The sequence below is a fragment of the Paenibacillus sp. NMA1017 genome (assembly GCF_058895805.1).
Map to the genome: position 1 here is coordinate 75,152 of NZ_JBZXYR010000004.1, position 18,925 is coordinate 94,076.

General features: G+C 45.9%; 13 protein-coding genes. 2 read left to right on the forward strand and 11 right to left on the reverse strand.

All coding sequences use genetic code 11. The features are described from left to right. Positions 1-317: 317 nt before the first annotated feature. From AC5ELV_RS12565 to AC5ELV_RS12595, 7 genes are all read right to left on the reverse strand, one after another. On the reverse strand, positions 318-857 hold the full coding sequence (locus tag AC5ELV_RS12565) for a CueP family metal-binding protein (RefSeq protein ID WP_493430471.1): 540 nt from the start codon (positions 855-857) through the stop codon (positions 318-320). Between the two features lie 229 nt (positions 858-1,086). Continuing rightward, positions 1,087-3,474 (reverse strand): polyprenyl synthetase family protein, encoded by a 2,388-nt coding sequence (locus AC5ELV_RS12570; RefSeq protein WP_493430472.1) that lies wholly within the window; start codon positions 3,472-3,474, stop codon positions 1,087-1,089. A gap of 218 nt (positions 3,475-3,692) precedes the next feature. Further along, positions 3,693-4,469, reverse strand: coding sequence for a YxiH-YxzG fusion protein (locus AC5ELV_RS12575; protein WP_493430473.1), 777 nt, complete (start codon positions 4,467-4,469; stop codon positions 3,693-3,695). Beyond that, entirely contained in the window at positions 4,447-4,614 is a 168-nt protein-coding gene (locus AC5ELV_RS12580) for a hypothetical protein (protein ID WP_493430474.1), read from the reverse strand. The genes AC5ELV_RS12575 and AC5ELV_RS12580 overlap by 23 nt, the downstream gene beginning before the upstream one ends. A gap of 174 nt (positions 4,615-4,788) precedes the next feature. After that, on the reverse strand, positions 4,789-5,727 hold the full coding sequence (locus AC5ELV_RS12585; RefSeq protein WP_493430475.1) for an ADP-ribosylglycohydrolase family protein: 939 nt from the start codon (positions 5,725-5,727) through the stop codon (positions 4,789-4,791). Positions 5,728-5,812: 85 nt separating this feature from the next. Beyond that, entirely contained in the window at positions 5,813-6,898 is a 1,086-nt protein-coding gene (locus AC5ELV_RS12590) for a hypothetical protein (protein WP_493430476.1), read from the reverse strand. A 2-nt stretch (positions 6,899-6,900) separates the two neighbouring features. Beyond that, positions 6,901-7,893: a hypothetical protein gene (locus AC5ELV_RS12595; RefSeq protein WP_493430477.1), complete on the reverse strand. Its 993-nt coding sequence runs from the start codon at positions 7,891-7,893 to the stop codon at positions 6,901-6,903. A gap of 213 nt (positions 7,894-8,106) precedes the next feature. Here AC5ELV_RS12595 and AC5ELV_RS12600 point away from each other — a divergent pair, with 213 nt between their 5' ends. Both AC5ELV_RS12600 and AC5ELV_RS12605 read left to right on the forward strand, forming a co-directional pair. Beyond that, the gene (locus tag AC5ELV_RS12600) at positions 8,107-8,757 is read left to right on the forward strand and encodes a hypothetical protein (RefSeq protein WP_493430478.1); all 651 of its coding nucleotides are present in this window, start codon (positions 8,107-8,109) and stop codon (positions 8,755-8,757) included. Positions 8,758-8,792: 35 nt separating this feature from the next. After that, the gene (locus AC5ELV_RS12605; RefSeq protein WP_493430479.1) at positions 8,793-9,392 is read left to right on the forward strand and encodes a DUF1697 domain-containing protein; all 600 of its coding nucleotides are present in this window, start codon (positions 8,793-8,795) and stop codon (positions 9,390-9,392) included. Positions 9,393-9,475: 83 nt separating this feature from the next. Here AC5ELV_RS12605 and AC5ELV_RS12610 read toward each other — a convergent pair whose 3' ends face one another. The 4 genes from AC5ELV_RS12610 to AC5ELV_RS12625 form a co-directional block, all read right to left on the reverse strand. Continuing rightward, the gene (locus AC5ELV_RS12610) at positions 9,476-11,221 is read right to left on the reverse strand and encodes a methyl-accepting chemotaxis protein (RefSeq protein ID WP_493430480.1); all 1,746 of its coding nucleotides are present in this window, start codon (positions 11,219-11,221) and stop codon (positions 9,476-9,478) included. Positions 11,222-11,602: 381 nt separating this feature from the next. Continuing rightward, positions 11,603-14,395, reverse strand: a complete 2,793-nt coding sequence (locus AC5ELV_RS12615) for an alpha-mannosidase (RefSeq protein ID WP_493430481.1) — start codon at positions 14,393-14,395, stop codon at positions 11,603-11,605. A 38-nt stretch (positions 14,396-14,433) separates the two neighbouring features. Beyond that, positions 14,434-17,589: a beta-galactosidase gene (locus AC5ELV_RS12620; protein ID WP_493430482.1), complete on the reverse strand. Its 3,156-nt coding sequence runs from the start codon at positions 17,587-17,589 to the stop codon at positions 14,434-14,436. Then, complete coding sequence (locus AC5ELV_RS12625; protein WP_493430483.1) at positions 17,586-18,905, reverse strand: glycoside hydrolase family 125 protein; 1,320 nt, start codon at positions 18,903-18,905, stop codon at positions 17,586-17,588. Before AC5ELV_RS12625 ends, AC5ELV_RS12620 begins: the two co-directional genes overlap by 4 nt. Positions 18,906-18,925: the final 20 nt, after the last annotated feature.

Here is an 18,925-nt window from a genome sequence, read left to right on the forward strand (position 1 = left end):
TTAGGGATTTAAAAATAAATTGTAAACGCTTTACTATGCGATTATATGAAAAATGAATTCAAAAGTCTATGCTAATAAATGAAATTTTAGGTTGATTATATCCTAACAAAAATAACAAAACACGTGATTCAGCATATATAAACATAAAAAATCCACTCAGAGAGAAAACTCTAATGAGCGGCGTACTTTTTTCTTCATATCAATGTATTTATTTATCAACAGCTGCGGATCAGGTGTATGAGTGGTGTAATCTTTGAGGGCATTCCCAATCGCTTTCCTGCACACAGGAGCTCGAATATGGATTTGAATTTATTTCGCTAACCCAACTGCATCGTTGTGATACACGTATCGTTTTTTTCATATGTAGAGAATTCAGTTTCGGCCGTTTTACCTTCATGATTCACACTAATACGATATGTTTTATCCCTTGGTAGCCATAGATCAATAAAACCATTGGATTGTGATTTCATGGCGGCATTCTCCATGATGACATTCCCTTCGGAGTCGTGAACGGTCACATTGAACGCTCCGTTTTTTATTTCGCCTTGGCAGCCGGTTAGACTATGAGTTGCACAAGGGTGGGTCTGTTCCACATATGGCGCAATCGAAACAAAAAACTCGTTGTCAGGCAAATCATAATTCATGGTCTGAGTATCGTCCCCTGTGACAATCAACTGACTGGAATTAATGGAAGCGGACTGGGCTGTTGCCTTGCCTGCACTGATATCATGCACCAATTGCTTGATATCTGTCGTCTCATGGTTTTCCGCCCCTTCTCTCTGAATATTCCCTGCAATTAGGTACGTCCCCAATGCGGCAACAACCAACCCTGAAGCGACCAAGATTCCTTTTTTCATCTGGAGTTCATCTCCTCGTCTATTTTGTATTATTATAAAGGAGAACGCACCGTAATGGGCAAAATGGGGTGCTGAAGTCACCAGATATTCACATATCTGTGTTGTGTGCTCAGACATATTTATATCACATTAGAGGATTACCGATGAGCGAAGGAGCATGGCAACTCTTCTGTCTCAACGTAAAAACACCCCATTACACTCTTGTGGAGCAATGGGGTAGACTCGTTTTTTAACGGTCCCGGTTCACGACATAATGTATTAAGTGCTTCAGAAAAGCAATATTACGTGGGATTTCTTCCAATGCTTCCATCGCGAGGCAATAGTGTTCCCACATCTCTTTACTGGCACCTTCTAGACCAAGGATGGACACGAAATTCGAATTGTTATTATCAGAATCTTGGCCAACAGGTTTTCCGAGTAAGAGCATATCTCCTTCCACATCAAGCAAATCATCTTTAATCTGAAAAGCAATCCCCATATGATAGGCAAATTTCTTCAAAGCAGCAATTTCCGACTCCTTGACCTGTGCAAGCATGGCTGGCATAACCAGACAAGCCTCAAACGCCACTCCTGTTTTGTAGAAGCACACCATATTCAGCTGCTCCAAGGTCAGTGCCTTTCCTTTGGAATCCAGATCCATCGCCTGCCCCATACACATATCTTCTGCTTTCTGGGCCGAGTATTGTATCAAAGCAAGCACCGTTTCAGCACTGAACTGGTCAAGTGACGATTGTTCCCCAATCGCCTTCTGGATCAGATACAGACCGGTTAGTTCCGCAGTGGCGCTGTTGTGCATCTGATGCAAGGTCTGACGCCCTCTACGGGTAGAGGCGTTATCCTGGGAAGGCAAATCATCAAAAATCAGGGAGGCTGTATGCATATATTCCAATGATCTCAGAAGAGGCACAATTGCCGATGCATCTAATCCATATTCGTTCACGCCCATGACCCAAGTCAATATAGGCCGTATCCGCTTCCCGTCACCTTCGAGACTGTAATTTGCAGCCTCAATAAGCTGTTCTTTCATGGCCGGAATCCCTTGAGGCTTGGTAATTTTCAAGTGGTTGTTAATCTGCTCACGGACCATTTTGACCGTATTCATAAAGTCTTCCTTTTCCCTCGCATCGTTTTTCAGATGGGTAATCATTTGGTCCCGGAGCAGCTTATCTAAGAAATCTACATCATCCGCTTTTTGTACCATCTTCTGAATGAGATTATTAAATTCTGGATTTCCGGATGCAAAAATCTCCATTATTTCATTATACTTTTCAATACCTACACGTTCTTTATAACGTTTGAGCCCATTCATTGCACGGTCCAGTATCACCTCACGAGCCACGGCATCGGAAGCATATACGTTATGGATCAAATAGGAGATGACCGCCCAGTATAATTCAAAGGGATTGATCAAATCCGGTCTCTGATGATGATATTTTAAATAGTAGGTATAGGGTGTTACCGTACCGGCTTTCATATCGTCAACTATATCCGCGAAATCATCAGCAAGCTGGTTGTAGATACCATAAAAGAATGTTCGTTGCTCAAACCCCTCATCCGCAGGAGCACTAATTACGGAACGGACAATCAAACGGGACGAAGAAGATTTTAAGATAACGGGTATATAAAGCTCTTCATTAGTATAAGTAGCTCGCGTTAGGTCCTTAACACGGTCAATATCTTGAGAATGAAAAAAGACATAGGACTGCTCGAAAAATGTTTGCTGTGTGTCCGATCGCTGATGTTTCTTTATATACTCAAATGCATCCGAGAGCTCCGAATGTATGTATTGAATCAACTCCATATGATTTCCGGTCCAATCGCCCAACTCAGGCACAGATCCACTGAGAAGCGCGGCACGTATCATACGGGAATATTGTTCTTTCTCTTGAACCGTCAAAAGCTGGGAGTCGAGAAGATCATCAATGAAAGGATAGGTTAGACCATAGGAGTACCCAAGCCTGATGGCTTCATCAAGTCTGCGAGCACGTTCCACAGGTGACACAGCTTCGTCCATTTCTTCCATAACATGCAGAATAACTCCAATAATGATTTTAATCAGTTTGCGCTGGGCATGCTCTGCATCCATTTCGTCGGGAATATGGGAGGATACGAACCTAAGTTTGTTGATCACCCAAATTATCGCGGTCTCTATACCTTCCCTCTGGGCCCACCGATACACCCCGGCCAAATTCATAAATTCCGGTTGGTCTGCCCCGTTTGCACGGGTGGATTGGACCAAGTGTTTTTTTACGTCTGCAATGACACGCTGAATCCGGGTATGTGTATCAGGAGAATCCATAGCTTTGCCTAGGTCCCTCATATAAATATAGGAGACGCTTCGATCCAGATAATCATCCAATTTGCCTGTATAATTCAGCCATTGAATGTATCTATTATAGTCCCGAGTATCAGGTTTTCTCTTTCTCCGCGAAAAAAAGGATATCCATGAAGACTGATGAATATGATTCCTTTTCCACCTTTGAATATCTTCTGTCAAGGTAGTCACATAAGATTTGTCTATGACCTGATCATAAAGTAATGCAAAATACTGAATCGCCTTCCGCTCAGCCAGCTGATATCCTGTATTGGCTTGTAATTTTTCATTCATATGATGCATTACCTCAACTTCTCATTTTGTTAAACATGGTTGCATTTCTCCCTGAGGGAACGAATTTGGATCATGTTTTTATCTTTATACGGAAAAAAATCTGTGAGGTTACGAAATTATCATGCTGTTTACCGCTGCCCCTCTTTGGCTATATCCATGAATTTAAACCAAGAATATAGGCTCAAATTACTTTCAATCAACAAAAAAACCACGTCGGACGTGGGTTTTTACGCTAACTCTTCTATAGTCACCTGATACAGCAGAGAAGCTTCACGGAGCAGCAGGCGGTTTTTTCTGAAATCCTGTTCTTGCGGCTGAAGAAACTTTTGATCGTCATTTAAAAAACGGATGTTTTGCCCTTTGGACAAGCTCCCTGGCTTCACATTCTTTTTCAGGACATATTGTCCACTCTTTCCATACCCGCTGTCGAACAAAAAGTGATATCCATCTGTAGCCACCCCAGAGCAGCCGGAAATCCTCGGATTCATAAACGTAATATTCGTATGATCACTACCGGAAATACGTCCTAATGAAAAGTCTGAATAGTAATAAAACCAGATTTCCTGTTCGCTGACTACGTTTAATGCGTAGCAATCATCAATGGCTGCTGCTTGGTTCTCATATATTTTATCTCCCTTTTCATTCCAGGCGACAAGGCCGGAGGACCCCACAGGCTCAACCCAACCATAATTTCCGAATATACCTTCGTCAAAATAACTGGTCCAGATCGTACCTTTTTCTGTAACCTGAACACTCTGGATACCGTCTCCAAGCAGCAGTTCATTCACGGTACGGCCTTCATAATCAATAATTTTACCATTTAGATCGTATTGGCCAGGTCCGTAATAATGGCACCGTGCTCCGACGAGTAACAAATGATTTTTTAGAGGCTGTACATAATGATAGTTAAACTGCTGCCCCTCCATACATACTTCTTCGATATGATCGTCTATGATGAGTACCTTGTAAGTATGTCTGTCTTTAAGAGAAGCAGGCGTGAACATCCCCCCGCACTCGTTCTGGGATTTTATCAATCAGCAAAATATACACGCGTCCATCAGGGCCAAATTGGGTCGAAACGATCTCAAATCCTTTCATATAATCGGAAATATCGACAAATGAATGAAGCGGTTTATATAGATGTGACAATGTAGTTCCTCCTCTGAAAGATCAGTAAAGTGAAGTGTTATTTGTATTGGACTTTATTTTGTCATAACAACATGTTACTGAGTAGGGCGGAAGTATGGCGATATAGCAAACAAAAAAAGCCGGGTTCTGCTTCATAAGAAAAGCAACCCAGCTTAATCTTTATAGATGTTCCCCTTAAAGTGTTTGGTTCTTGTCGGCCTTCTGCCATAAAGCCTCAGTCAGCTCATCTATCGTCTCCTTCATCGCCAGCTTCTCGCGCCAATGACTCGGGATACCGCTTAGCCCGTAATAAGCTCCTGCAATTTGCCCGTACACCGCCCCGGTCGTATCGGCGTCATCCCCCAGATTTACTGCCAGCAGTGCCCCCTCTTCAAACGAAGCCGAATGGTGAAATGCCCACAGCGCAGCCTCAAGGGAACGAATGACATACCCGCTTCCTTGTATTTCGGGCGGCACCTTATGCTTGTAAGATCCCTGAATGATTTCTTCAATGGCTGCCGAATAAGCGGGCTCGTCCTGCCGCCACTTATAGCAGACGTCGGGTGATAACATGGATTCTTTGTCCGCTCCCCGCAGACCTGCCACAAGGATTGAAGCAAGCACGGCACAGGCCTCCACACTTTCAACTGCTCCATGGGTGGTTCGCGAGCTCATCTCAGCGTACATCACCGCCTCTTCCGGACGGTTCGCATAGGCCATAGCCACAGGTGCAAGCCTCATAATAGAGCCATTACCCGCAGTCATGGGGTCAACGGACCCGCTGTACGGATCTCCGGTAGCTTCGAAGCGATGCAGTGCTGCTCTCGTTGCACCACCGATATCAAAGCACGTTCCCGTGCTGCTCATATATCCCAGGTGGTACCAATTGGTGTAGCGGCGCATTTGGTCTGCTGGATCAAATCCATCTTTACGCACCATACTCTCGGCCAAGCAGAGCGCCATAGACGTATCGTCTGTCCACTGTCCCGGCTTTAACCCAAAGACACCGCCGCCCACGATATCCGTTACAAGTTCAAATGTACCTGGACTGCTGAATTCTACAGTGGTTCCCAAAGCATCACCCACGGCCAGCCCAACCAGGCATCCCAAAAAACGATCCTTGATAAGTGCCATTTTGGTTTTACGCCCCTTTTCAAATGTAATAACTAACGCATATTTCCCATCTCGCCAAGAAGGAAGCAAAAATGCAGTAACGCCTTTATTCATAGATCAAGGCTGTGCAACGGCTATCCGGTTTTAATTCAACGAAAATCCCTGCCTCGTGATGGTAAATAAGTGGAAACCGCTCCGTATCTACATATTCTCGCACACCGCTTGAAAGCCGCCATACCTGAAGCGGGACTTCTTTTCCCCATAAGAATAATCGGTCGCCGGAAACGGCCATATCTGCTTGGGGAAAAGGAAAAGTCCCGTCTTCAACAGGCTTACAATCTAGGGATGGAATCGCTGGAAGCACACGTCGGTACCCGGGCTGAGCCATATCGAATAGGACAACCGCCGGTTCAACTCCTTCCTCTCCCCAATCTTCCTCCTCCAGCAAATCAGCATCCATCTGTCCCCAAACCGCCAATGTATCGGGTCCTGTCCAGCACACCGGCCCATCCCAATCTATGGTTTGCCAAAGATAACGAACCGACGGACCCTTCTCCGATTCCCATGGATTCAGTAGCCAATCCGATAACGACCAAGTTCGGATGACTCCAATCGGAGCCCACACCCATCCCGTATCCGCAATCCACTTTCCCCCTGGTGAAATCAGTAGCCTCCCATGAAAATAATCTAGATAGTGCTCATTTTTGCTTTCGTTGTTATAAATAGGGGTAGGTCTTGCTGTCAAAAGCATGCCTGTTTCTACAGCCGTCAGATCAAGCCGGTTCCATTCCGTCCCATGAACAAGAATACATGCACCGTCTTGGTGTACAAATGCCAAGGGAAACATACTTTTATCGTAGTGATATTCATCCCGTGATAGTTGCAATTTTTCTTGAGCATGGACTAAGTCATACACTGCCGCATGCCGTCCAAAACGATTGGATATGGCTACGTACTTGCCGTCAGGACTGGTAACTATTTGGACAGGTTGCATGGGATTAAAATCAGGAATACAAATACTTGTGCATAATTCCGCGCTGCCTGAGCGAAGTTCTAGCCTCCACAGTTCTGCTTGTGTGTTCAAAGCCAGCAGGGTTATGCTTCCCTGAGAGCTACCTTTTACAGGATGAATAGCCGTAAGACGTCCGATAGACGATGGTAAATCAGGTAAAGAAACGTGATGGAATGGCATCATTAAACCCCTTTTACTCTGGATAAATAATAATTTATACCCGCATTTGTGAAGCTGGATTTATCAACAAAAAATCTGATTTCAAGCAATGCAGTTAATACTTTCATAAAAACTCCCGGTTTCTTCTTGCAAAACAACTTAAGATATGTAATTTCGCTGGGATCATTTTTGAGAATAAAATAGGAGTAATTCATCAAGATCAAATTGGAGATGAACTGTTCTGTTGGAGATTGATGCTCATTTATACAGTCGATCAGCACCTCTAATACCCTATTTTTATTAGAGTTATAGGCTTGTATAAACATCGTTGCTTCTACAAACGGCTTGTTGAAATCATCATACGGAAAATCATATACATCATGACTGCCCAGAATGAAGTTGACCAACTGGCCTTGCAAAATTTTTATTTTCCCCAGCGCTGTTCGGGTATCCATATCCATCTTATTTTTGTTGATATGCTCATGCAACATGTCAATTAGAATGTGCAAATCATACTGCTGTGCGTCTTCCAACCTGTACATGATCTTATTATTTTCAATCGTTAGACGATCATAAATGTCATCACCTAAACCCAGTTCAAATAAAAGATGGTGAAGAAAAAATAGTCTGTCCTGAGTAAGCGAGAATTCATTCCCTCTCTCTGCTAGATGTGAAACTTGATATTGAAAATAAAAACAACATAAGTTTTTTCGGCTATAAACAACATCTTTATGTATATCAAAAACGTTAAAAAAGAGAGAAAGCAATCGAATCAGACATTCAGCATCCGCTACACTTATAATGGGGTGATCCATTTTTGCAAATAGCGACCTGCCAAATAAATCATGCCATCGCACTAGAGAAACATGATCCTGCTCGTTTATATTCAGGGTTAATATTTTTAAATTTTGCTCTTGATCGGGATAAGAATAAAATAGATATTCATGACTTAAATCAGAAATACGCTCATTAAAATAAGCTCTTAATTTGTAATCATATATTTTAGAAAATGACATGCTTATCCTCCTTACAAGTAAGCCTGATCATATTAAACTAAGCACAAAACATGTTCGAACTCCTATATTGTAAAATTAATCTGGATAGACTGGCAAGGCGGCACACAACTACAGAAACATATGTTCTCCATGTCTATATTATGATATCTTTAGCTAGAAATGAAACATTATTGTCGGAGGTCATAGCCTACGATTAGAAAGGAATGAACACCTATGAAACAGCTAAGCGAAGCTCTGGCCCGTTTTGTACACCAGCAAAACTTGTATAATGAAGCCTACGGGCTGTTCCAAAACCATGACATCCAGCCCCGGATGGAGAAAAGATCAGATTGCTGGGACAGCCGGATTCCCGTATCCCCTGAACTTGAGTATCTGTATAGCCACTATGAAATGATCGATGCCAAGGCAGCGGGAACACACAAATTAAAAAATGCGGCAGTTGAAATCGGGGATGCTGCGGTTCTCTTTTTTGTCGCGCCAGAACATCTGTATCGCCAACAGCTAGGCTACCGCTGGATTACATCTGGTGAGCTTGTCCAAGAGTCTTCTTCGTGGCCGTCTCATCATGTCGTGATCGCCACTTTTAATGACGATCCAGTCATTGTCGATACTTGCGCACCCAATTCCCCTGTATATGCTGCATTCGAAGGCGGTGCGCCGCAGCTGGTGGCTGACTCTTTGGCTAACTTCTTTATTGCTCTTTCTACCCTGATTGAAGGTGCCTATACCTTTAAGGGAGAATTGAAAGATGAAGAAACATACGAAACCAAAACAGAATATATCGAGCACGTAAAACCATTACTAAATCAGCTGTTGAGCGAAAATCAAACCACATATTTATTGGAATACCTATCCCTTTGTTAGAAATCCTTTTTGTTTAAAGAGAGGTGGAGCTTTTTATGATCTATATCGCATTACTGCGGGGCATCAATGTTGGCGGCAACAACAAGATCGAGATGAAGAAGCTCAAGCAAACGTTTGAACATGCAGGTATGGGACATGTGACGACTTACATCAATTCTGGAAACATTATTTTTTCCAGTCAAGGTCAGTCCAACGAGGAACTATCGCTCAAACTGGAACAGGCGATTCTGGAGGATTTTAGCTTACCCATCCGTGTCATCGTCCGTAATATGAAGGAGATTCAGACCATTATAGAGGCACTGCCGAATGAATGGTCTAATGATACACAGATGAAAAGTGATGTAATGTTCCTGTGGGATGAAATTAACGATATCTCCGTTCTGGACAAGCTTCCATTGAAACCGGGAATAGGCCATGTAATATATACGACCGGGGCCGTTCTGTTTTCTGTCAGCAAAGAACAGGTCACAAAAAGCGGGTTAACGAAATTAGTCGGCACCAAGCTGTATCAGCAAATGACTGTGCGAAATGTGAACACAACACGGCAGATCTATAAGCTGATGCAAACGGCTGAACAGGAAGAGTTACGGGATACGGACTCTGACTGTAGTCCAAAAGCAACCTTGGAAGAGTAAACTCAAAAAGGGAGCCTTTTTTACGGCTCCCAACTGTTTTTCTTCGATGTAATGTTTTCCCTAGTCCCTGTGTATTGGCCCCGTTAAATTTTAAAACCTTCGACCAGTTCATTCAGTCGGGCAGCGCTTTCCTTCACCTGATCAGACTGTTGTGCCACATCAAGAGATTTCTCCGTCGATGAAACCATATTCTCTGCAATGTGCTGAGTGGATACAGCGGACTGTTCGCTGGCTGTTGCAATCTCATGGATTGCTCTCACCATGGTTTGGATCGTTGCATTCACCTGCTTAGAGGTGGCGTTCAAATCATTGACCGTGTTCGTATGCTCCACGGCATCATTGTAATATTGTCCTGCTGTATCCTCAAGCAGCTGATAATCTTTGCCCACCTGAGCTTGCAGGAAGTGCAGTAGTTCTTCGGCATTGGTAGTCAGATTTTCTACAGACTGCACAACCTCTTGAGTAACACTCTGAATTTGGTCTACCGCGTGTTTGGAGCCGTCTGCCAACTTACGAATCTCGTTAGCCACAACCGCAAACCCTCGACCTGACTCACCCGCACGAGCCGCTTCAATGGATGCATTTAGAGCCAGCAAATTGGTTTGTGCCGTAATTTCTAAGATGGACTGAGAAAGTAAACGAATTTGGTCTACGGCCTTGGCTCGTTCTAGCGCTTCCTTCATCTTCACGTTGGCCTTCTGGTAAATTTCCTTAGCCACTTTATTGGATTCACTAGCCGCATGCTTCAATGTTTCGGCTTTTACACTTGTATCATGGGCAGACTGAGCTCTTTCTTGAGTTTTGACCGAAATGTACTCTGCTGCCCGCTGCATTTCTTCCGCAGAATGATTCATGTTTTCAGTGTATGCTGAAGTCTCCTCCATAGCTGCTGACAGCTGTTCGACCGTGGCGGATACATCGCGAATCCGTTCATTGAGATCTGTCATATTAACATTCGTCTGATCACTTAGCTGGTTAATTTGTCGTGACTCATTGACCACTCCCGTAATGACTATTGAGGTTGAATCTGTCATTTGCTGAATGGCACGAGCAATGACAGCGATCTCATTATTCCCTTTGAGCAAGGCAGGATCAAGGGCTGCCGTTAAATTGCCTTGGGTAATCTCTTCGCAGTATTTCGTAATGGTGCTCATCCGAGAACGGATATTTCGAATGGCCACAAAGGAGATCGTGATCAGAACAGCCAGCACAAGAGCCAGAACCGTGATCAAAACAATTGTGCGCATTTTAATCTCATTTTGCGTATTTTGATATAGGTTGGCGGATTGCTCATTGTTATAATCTGAAATCGTAGTCAGCATCGTAACGATTGCCGTACTGGATTTATTAATCCGTCCTCTTTCTTCCGTGTCATACGTTCCACTATTTTTTTTGACTGTCATGATTTGCTCAATATCCTGATAATATGTGTCTATACTGCTTCTTAGTTCCTCATACAATTTCTGTTCCTTAGCATCCAAATTCCTTTGTGAGAATTCATTTAGCCCGGTTGTAACGCTATCTTTTCCTTTCTGCACCTGCTTATACTGTTTATCCGTATAATCCTTATTGTCGAGTATTTTTGTATAATTAGCCCGCATATTATAGAAATCACTTTTGACTTCAAGAATATTCGTTTGGTGTTGAAAGCGATCCGTATACAAAATACCTTGGCCCTCTTTAGCTTGATACATACCGATAACCCCTACCAACGATATAATAAGCAACCCCACTAAGCTGATCATAATCATGGAGATCATCGTTGTCGTAACCTTTAAATCCCTAAAACCTTTTCCTTTTTTAGTCCTGTCCGATAGCTTGTTACTCATCCAAACCCCTCCAGATCGTCTATGGATAATAGTTCACGCTGCACTCAACTTTCACGAGTTTCCGATCGGTCTCCTTGACATTGCCCTCCAAGCAACAAAATGAAGCAGATCACAGAACGTGATGAAATATATCTATATATATCGGTAGAAAGCGCTTAAATTTATAAGTGAAATTAACGGTACTGCAAAAATAAAGAATATTATAACAGACAATTTCATAGTTGGACTTGCTATGTAACTCAAAATTTTAGATACTCATGGGCTTAAAGAATTTGCTAAACCTAGCTACTATTTACTTTTAGCAATAGGATAACAAGCCCCGAGATAAGTTATTCCATCGGGGCTTATTATCCTATTGCTATGGCCTTCTTCTCTTTATTGTTAAGTCTTCATTTTAAAACCTAGTGTGATAATTTCATGCGGCTTTACAGACTGAAGCAACTCATTAGATGAATCCACTACGATGTCTTCTCCTGGTTCTTCGAGGATATTACTTTTATAAAAATTGTACTGCTGCGGTCTGGGCTTGATAATTAATTCGGCTATACTATTGCTCATATTGTACCAGCGTAACAGCACATCCCCCGACAGCTCATTCATTTTCATAGAGGAAAAGGCAAGCTCCGTGCTTTTCCAATCAAACGGCGCATAATCTGGAGCAACTGTACCCGCATGAATCCCCGCTTGTTTTACAATCCAAGGAATTTGGTATTGATAGGCTTCTGTATACGCGCCGGACTGAATACCGTCACCATCATGTGGGATGATTTCCAGACGGGCGGTATGCTCACCTGGGGATTGCGCTTCCGGCGTCGGGAACCATCCCCAATCACCCAGCTCGCCAACTGAGCGAAGCAGCGTTACTGCAATCGTGTTACGTCCATCACGCATCATTTCATATTCATACAACCCGAGATTGGCCACGGTCAGACCGGTTTGTTCCCCGCTTACATCCACAAACGCCTGCTGATGCTGTGTATTGCTTGGGTTTTCCCACTCAGGTGCGGGCTCATTGTCCCGGATTGCAATTTCAAACATGGAGTCCACCCGATGCTCACCAGAATCTATATCTGTCGGAAATAGAGCGCGAAGACGGTGATCCTTGGCCTGATTGTTAAAAGTGGTTTCCATGGAAACACCCCTGCTGTTCCGAGATAAAGAAATGACAGTCCGTATCGTCAGCGGAACGGTCTGTCGGGAGCGCTGAGCCTTGCGGTACGGATAATAAACCAGCTCTCGCTGCTCCTGCTCTAGCGTTTCATCCGCAGAGGCTGGTATTTCCCAATGATGGATAATCTCCATGGATGCCAGATAAGGTGTATCTTCAAGCACACGGATGTCAGCAATCAAATCTTCGGTGGTCAGCGCCTGCTCTCCCTCGGGCTGTCTGAACATGTACTCGTTGCCGATATCACCCACATTTTCATATATGCCAAGGCCTTTGTAGCTACGGACTGTACGCTTATCCGTCAGGGTAAAAGAGCCGTTATCCGCAATTTCGACGTGAAGCAGATCATTTTCCATACTGCGACTGCCATGAAAGAGGGAAGAGGAGTCCGTCTCGACATTGCTTCTCAGCCAAGCATAGGTTTTTAAGCCTAGCAGAGGCACACGTTCAACCTCAAAGGTAAGGCGAACCCGACGAGACATGTAAGGCTGGCGGAATCGGTCATCCGGCAAATCATAACCAAACTGTAGCCCGAGGTCCTCCACCTTGCATGCGACCGGACACCCTTCACTGTCCACCAGTATGCGCCCGGAAAGATCCACGTTCTTCGCTTGATGAGCAGCCTCCTCAAGCGTGTATCCTTCACGGAAGTACAGACGCACCACTTCCAGTTCTGCCGACACTACACCACTGCGTTCCCAGCCTGACGTATTAAAAATAACGAGCGGCAACGCATCTGCTCCATAGCGACTGAAGCCCGTCGTATCCACTGCTTGCGCAATGACTTCTATGCTTTCATCCACAATGCTCTCAGCCACATGTCGGCTCTTATCAAAGCGGGTCACCATCTCACGGTGTACCTCGTCCACACTACAACCGCAAATACTGTCATGCGGATGATTCTGCATCAGTGTTTTCCAGGCATAGGTGAACAAATGGTGAGGATAAGCCTGCCCCAACAGATGCGCGAAAGTAGCAAGCGGCTCAGCCACTTTTTCCAGCATCACTTGTCCCAACTGGTTCATCTGTTTCAAATACACTCGGGCAGAAGCCGTATTCACCAGCGTTCCCCAGCCGTCCGTGCGCTGACTGCGAAACTCTCCCTTCACTGACGAGAGTTGCCTTTGGGAAGCCCGTTTCAGAGAGGTCAGATAATCGTTGAAATTGGAATGAATAAACTCGATATCCGGATAAAGCTTCTGTGCCGTACGAATTGCTTCCGGTAAATCAAGCTGTAAAGGCTGATGATCGCAACCGTTCATGAAAAGCAGCTCGCCAGTTGAAGCATATTTTTGCGCATCATCCAGTTTACGCTTCCAATAAACCTTGGCTTCCGCCTCATCTACCGGAACCTCATTGCCGTTGGAATACCAGTTGGCGAATAAAATACCGAGTACCTCCGATCCGTCTGGCCCCATCCATAACAGTTCCGAAAAGGAGGACTCGTAGCCTCTATCCGACACCGTATTGTTAAACCCTGTGGGCTTTACTCCCCTTCCAAAGAAAACATTCGTAATCCCCGACTGTTGCATGAACTGCGGAGTCTGCCCAACCAGACCAAACGTATCGGGGAAGTATCCGATCTTGGACGGATTGCCATAACGTTCGGCATCGCGATGCCCAATCTGCATATTGCGTACATTGGCTTCGCCGCTGGTCAGAAAAGCATCCTGCAAAATGTACCAGGGTCCGATAAAAATACGACCATTGCGAATATGCTGCTCCAGCCGTTTCTTATGCTCGGGCCGAACCTGTAGATAATCCTCCAGAATGATCGTCTGCCCGTCCAGATAAAAGCTTTTATAATCCGGGTCCTGCTCCAGCTTATCCAGCAGAGAATCCATCAGGCTAATCAGGCGCATATGGTGCTTCTCATAAGGCAAATACCACTCCCGATCCCAGTGGGTATGCGAAATAATATGTGCTGTCGTCTTGCTGCCCGTGTATGTGTCTACTATCCTGCTTATCACTTGATTGTTGATTGGTTCATCCCTGTGCTCGCTCATTGTATATCTCCTCACCGTATGTCTTGACCTGCCATTGTTCACTGCATCACTTCAATCGTCACGTCCTCGGGTCGATATACCGCTAGCAACTGACCTTCTCGATCCACAGCAAACAAGACAGAGCGGCTCCTTGGCAACAGAAAAGCGTAGGATAATCCAGTCTCCTTATCCCGAACACGCACCTGGGTATCCCGGGAAAACTCCGATACGAAAATATACAAGCCCCCATTCTCGAAATTCAGCTTACGTCCATATAGTCCCTGCTGATCGCCACCGACTATCCACTCCAGTTTTCGCTCCACCCCGGCGGCAGTGAGAGCGTAGCGATATAGCTCAGCAATCGGCTCATCCCTGCCATTCAACTCCAGTGGAAGCGGACTCCAGATCAAGCGCCCCTTACCAAGCGGCAGGTTCACGACTTCATCACCCATCGCTCCATCCGCTTCCGGTGACAGTTGTGCCTCCTTAGCCACCTCAGCAATTCGCCGCTGACCGAATGAGACAGGGAAGGTTTGACCCTCCAGACTCAGTACTTCCTCCCGTTGGACGTTCCCCAGTGTACGCTGCCCAATCAGGTCATCGACCCGGTCGGTCATTTTCCAGTAAGGATCAAGTCCCAGTGGCCCGGTGACTAGTAGCGTCACACCGAAGGATTGCACCATTTCCAAAAGATATTCCAGCGATGTACTGTCGAAATTGTGCGCGCTGGGGATCATAATCAGTTTTGGTAACTGCCGCTTGAGCGAGTCCAGATGATACTCAGAGACGGCACGGAACGGCTGCTTGAGATCATAGGACATCACCCGGGTAAGCCGTGTCGTGGCATCAAAGGCAAGTGATCGGTTGGAGAAATCATTGGAATACGGGAATACAACAGCCGTTTCCTCCAGCTTCCGGTCTGTAAACAGATCGCGAATATCATTCATAAAACGCCCAAAATCGTAAGATACCTCTGCTTCCGGCTTCTCGGTCCCATCCGCACGTAACGCACCAATGTGCGATTCATTGGCATTATCCATATAAAAGTTCGTATTCCAGATCCAATGAATCGCACCCGCTCCACCAGTCGAAAAGGCATACGCATACTTGCGCTCCAGCATGTCGCGCAGCTCCGCCTCTGAACGCTTGGCTCGACCATCCGACGTCTCAACATACATGATTCCGGTTTCCTGCACGAGATTCGGTTTGTCTGGTGTTTTGGCAAAAATACCGTCCCACACCAAATGATCATTCAACCACCATGAATGCACCGTCGTATAATCCACCACAGCCTCATAAAAAAACGGAGACGGTCGCTGCGCGCCCAGTGCCTCGTCCTGACCTACAGTTACCAAATGCCCAGGACAAAGCTCCCGAATCGTAGTCGCCAATTGCTCAGCCCACAGATTGTGCATTTCCATCGAGAACAGACAGTAATCCAGCCACTTGACTCCCTTTTTGGCCTGATGCATATCCTGAACGTCGAAGTTGATCTCCTCCGGCTCGGGAACTGTGGCAGATGCAAAACAGGGAAGCTGCTGTGGCGTCATATTCCATGCTTCCTGCAAAGCCTCAATGCTGCCGTGCCGTTGCTCCAGCCATGTGCTGAATGCCGCCTGTTCCCATGAGTCCCTCGCAGAGCGTGGACCCTCTGCGAAAATACGCGACGAATCAAACATGGAAGGCTCGTTTATCAGATCCCAATCCACATGGGTTGTAGCCGTGTGACGGCTGACAATACTGCGAATGAAGCGCTTTTGTGCTTCCACGCTTTGCGGATCGAGATAAGGGTTAACCCCTTCCCATGTTTCCGGTGTAAAAGAAAAGAACGTGAACGTCACCTGCAAGCCATGCCTTTTAGCTGTCAGCAGAAAAGCATCAATCGCACGAAGCACCTCTTCCGAAGCGTGTCCGTCTATCTGCATCATATTGCGATATGCCGTCCATACCCCTGTACGAATCCAGTTGATGCCCGCTTTGGCCATCTGGGCCATATCCCGGTCCCAAATTGCCGCATTGGGCAAAAACAGAAACTTCCGTGCTACGTCTGAGGTCATATAGGTCATGCCGACAACAGGCAACGGGCGCCCATCCTTTATAAAATAGTCCCGACTACGCATGATGATCTGTCCTTCAGCCAGCAGTTCGGCATCCTGCCCCCAAAAACCCTGTCGCAATATACGCACTTCACCATCCGATGACTCGGCTCGGCAAATGACCCGATATAAACCGCTTAGGATGGAAAAGGCAAGGGGAATACGTACAAAGTCCTGTTCTCGGCTAACCTCAATCTGCAAGCGCTTGCTCCATGCCTGCTGACTGTGATCATCCAATATTTGCTCCACCATCAGGTCAAAGTTCCATATCTCGTGATATCTGGGCGTGGTTCCTCCTCGCTGCAATCTTTGGGTTTGGAGTGTCAGTACGGCTCGTTCCCCAGGCTCATAAGCAGCATAGTTTGGCTTGATAGATAGCTCCGTCACCCCCTTAGCGCAAAAACGTGCCCATTGGGCAAGCAGCTGCTCACCATCCTGTTCCCAAAAGGAAGCTATCAACGGTAATTGGACAAACATCCAGCGTGCGCCAGCAAACAGACCTCGGGCATGCTCCCATAGCACCACCGGGGCGGCAATGTCCCGTCCGTCTGCACTGACACCTTTTAGCAAAGAATAAATTTGCGTATTCATCGGCCCGGCAGAACCCATTTGGTGCGGCAGATCGCTGCCTTTGGTCGTATGTGGAACGAGATTCCACGTATCCGCCACCCGGAACAGAGACTCCTGACCACACAGCACAGGAATATCCTCTGATGCGACCAGGGAAGCCACCTTCGACGCGTCTACTCTCAGCACCTCATGAATATGCAATTCCTGATGATACGCAGTCTGCTCAGTCTCAATCCACCAATCTCCATGCTCATCAGCAGGATCGCGGACTGGATGCTTAAAGGGTGCTCCCCCAACGTTAAGCAGCCCCCCTCCCCTGCGAAGGAATGCAACGATTTCGGTCCAAGCGGATTTTGGGAAATACGGTGCATGCAGATTGACAAAACAGCCACTTTCTATATGTTTTAACGTTTCAGCCAGTTCATCGGCTCGTACGACCACCACGTCTGCAACTCCATGAAACGCCTCGTCCGGCAACAGGCTACCTATAGCGGGAAAGCCTTGCTCACTAAAAACAACGATGGATGGGCTTACTGTGGATTCATTCATAACAAGCCATCCTTCATGGCCTTATACACAAGCTGGGCAAACAGACTGTTGGACCAGGCGAACCATTTTCTCGTATAAACCGTGGGATCATCTGCATGAAAGCCTTCATGCAGATATCCGGTGTCGCCATCGGTCGCTTCCAGCATCCGGATCATCTCCAGCTTTTCTTCTGTGGTCTGGGCCGTTAACCCTTGCATAGACAGGGACATATGCCAGATGTAACCCGGCAGAGTGTGCGGACTTCCGATGCCTTTAGCCGCCTTGCCTTCATAGTAAAACGGATTCTCCTGACTTAAAGCGAAGCGTCTCGTATTTTGATAGATAGGATCGTCCGCCGTCGTATAGCCCAAATACGGAATGGACATCAATCCAGGTGTACCCGCATCATCCATCAGGCAGTAGTTGCCAAATCCGTCCGTTTCATAAGCATATATAGGCCCGAATACCGGGTGTCGGTAAATGCCGTACAAGCGGATACCGTGCTCCACCTCAGCTTCCAGCTCCTTCAGCTCGTTCAGGAAGTCCATATCACGAAATACCCACTCCGCAAACTCCTGCATCTGCCGTAAAGCAACCACAGCAAACATATTACCGGGTATATTGTAGTGGAAATCGCAAGCATCATCACTGGAACGGAAGCCCGACCAAATCATCCCTGTATAATTTACAGGCATGCCGAGTCCCTGATTGCGCAAGGAATCGGTGAAAATGCCGTTATTACGCGTAAACCGATACGCAGATTGTTCTTGGTGACGCTGCTCCGTTTTGAACACATCCACCATTTTACGCAGAGCCATCTTGAATTTTGAATCAAAAATATCGGTAAGCTCTGTTTCCTTCCAGTACATATAAGCCAGCCGTATAACAAAACACAGCGAGTCGATCTCAAATTTTCGTTCCCACACCCATGGCGACATTTCCGTCTCATCGGCCGCGTTCCAGTGCCAGTCATTCGCCGTCTCATTGAACGCATTCGCGTACGGGTCTATGAGGACATAATGAATATGGCGCTTGATCAGACCACCAATGATACGCTGTAAATCAGCATCCTCCTTGGCTAACGGCACATAATGAATGACCTGCTCCACGGAATCCCGCAACCAGAGAGCCGGAATATCACCTGTAATGAGAAACGTTGTCCCATCATCCATTAGTTTGGTCGTCGTCTCCAGTGAATTTGGAAAGCAGTTTTTAAACAGCTTCAGCAACTTCGGCCTATGAGCCAGTGCTTGCTCCGCTTCCTTAAGTAAGTCCTGAACAGCCTGCGGCAAGTCAAGGTTGGGCATTGATATTTTGGGAAGTCTGAATTGTTCCAATAGCTTTTTCACTCCTTTAT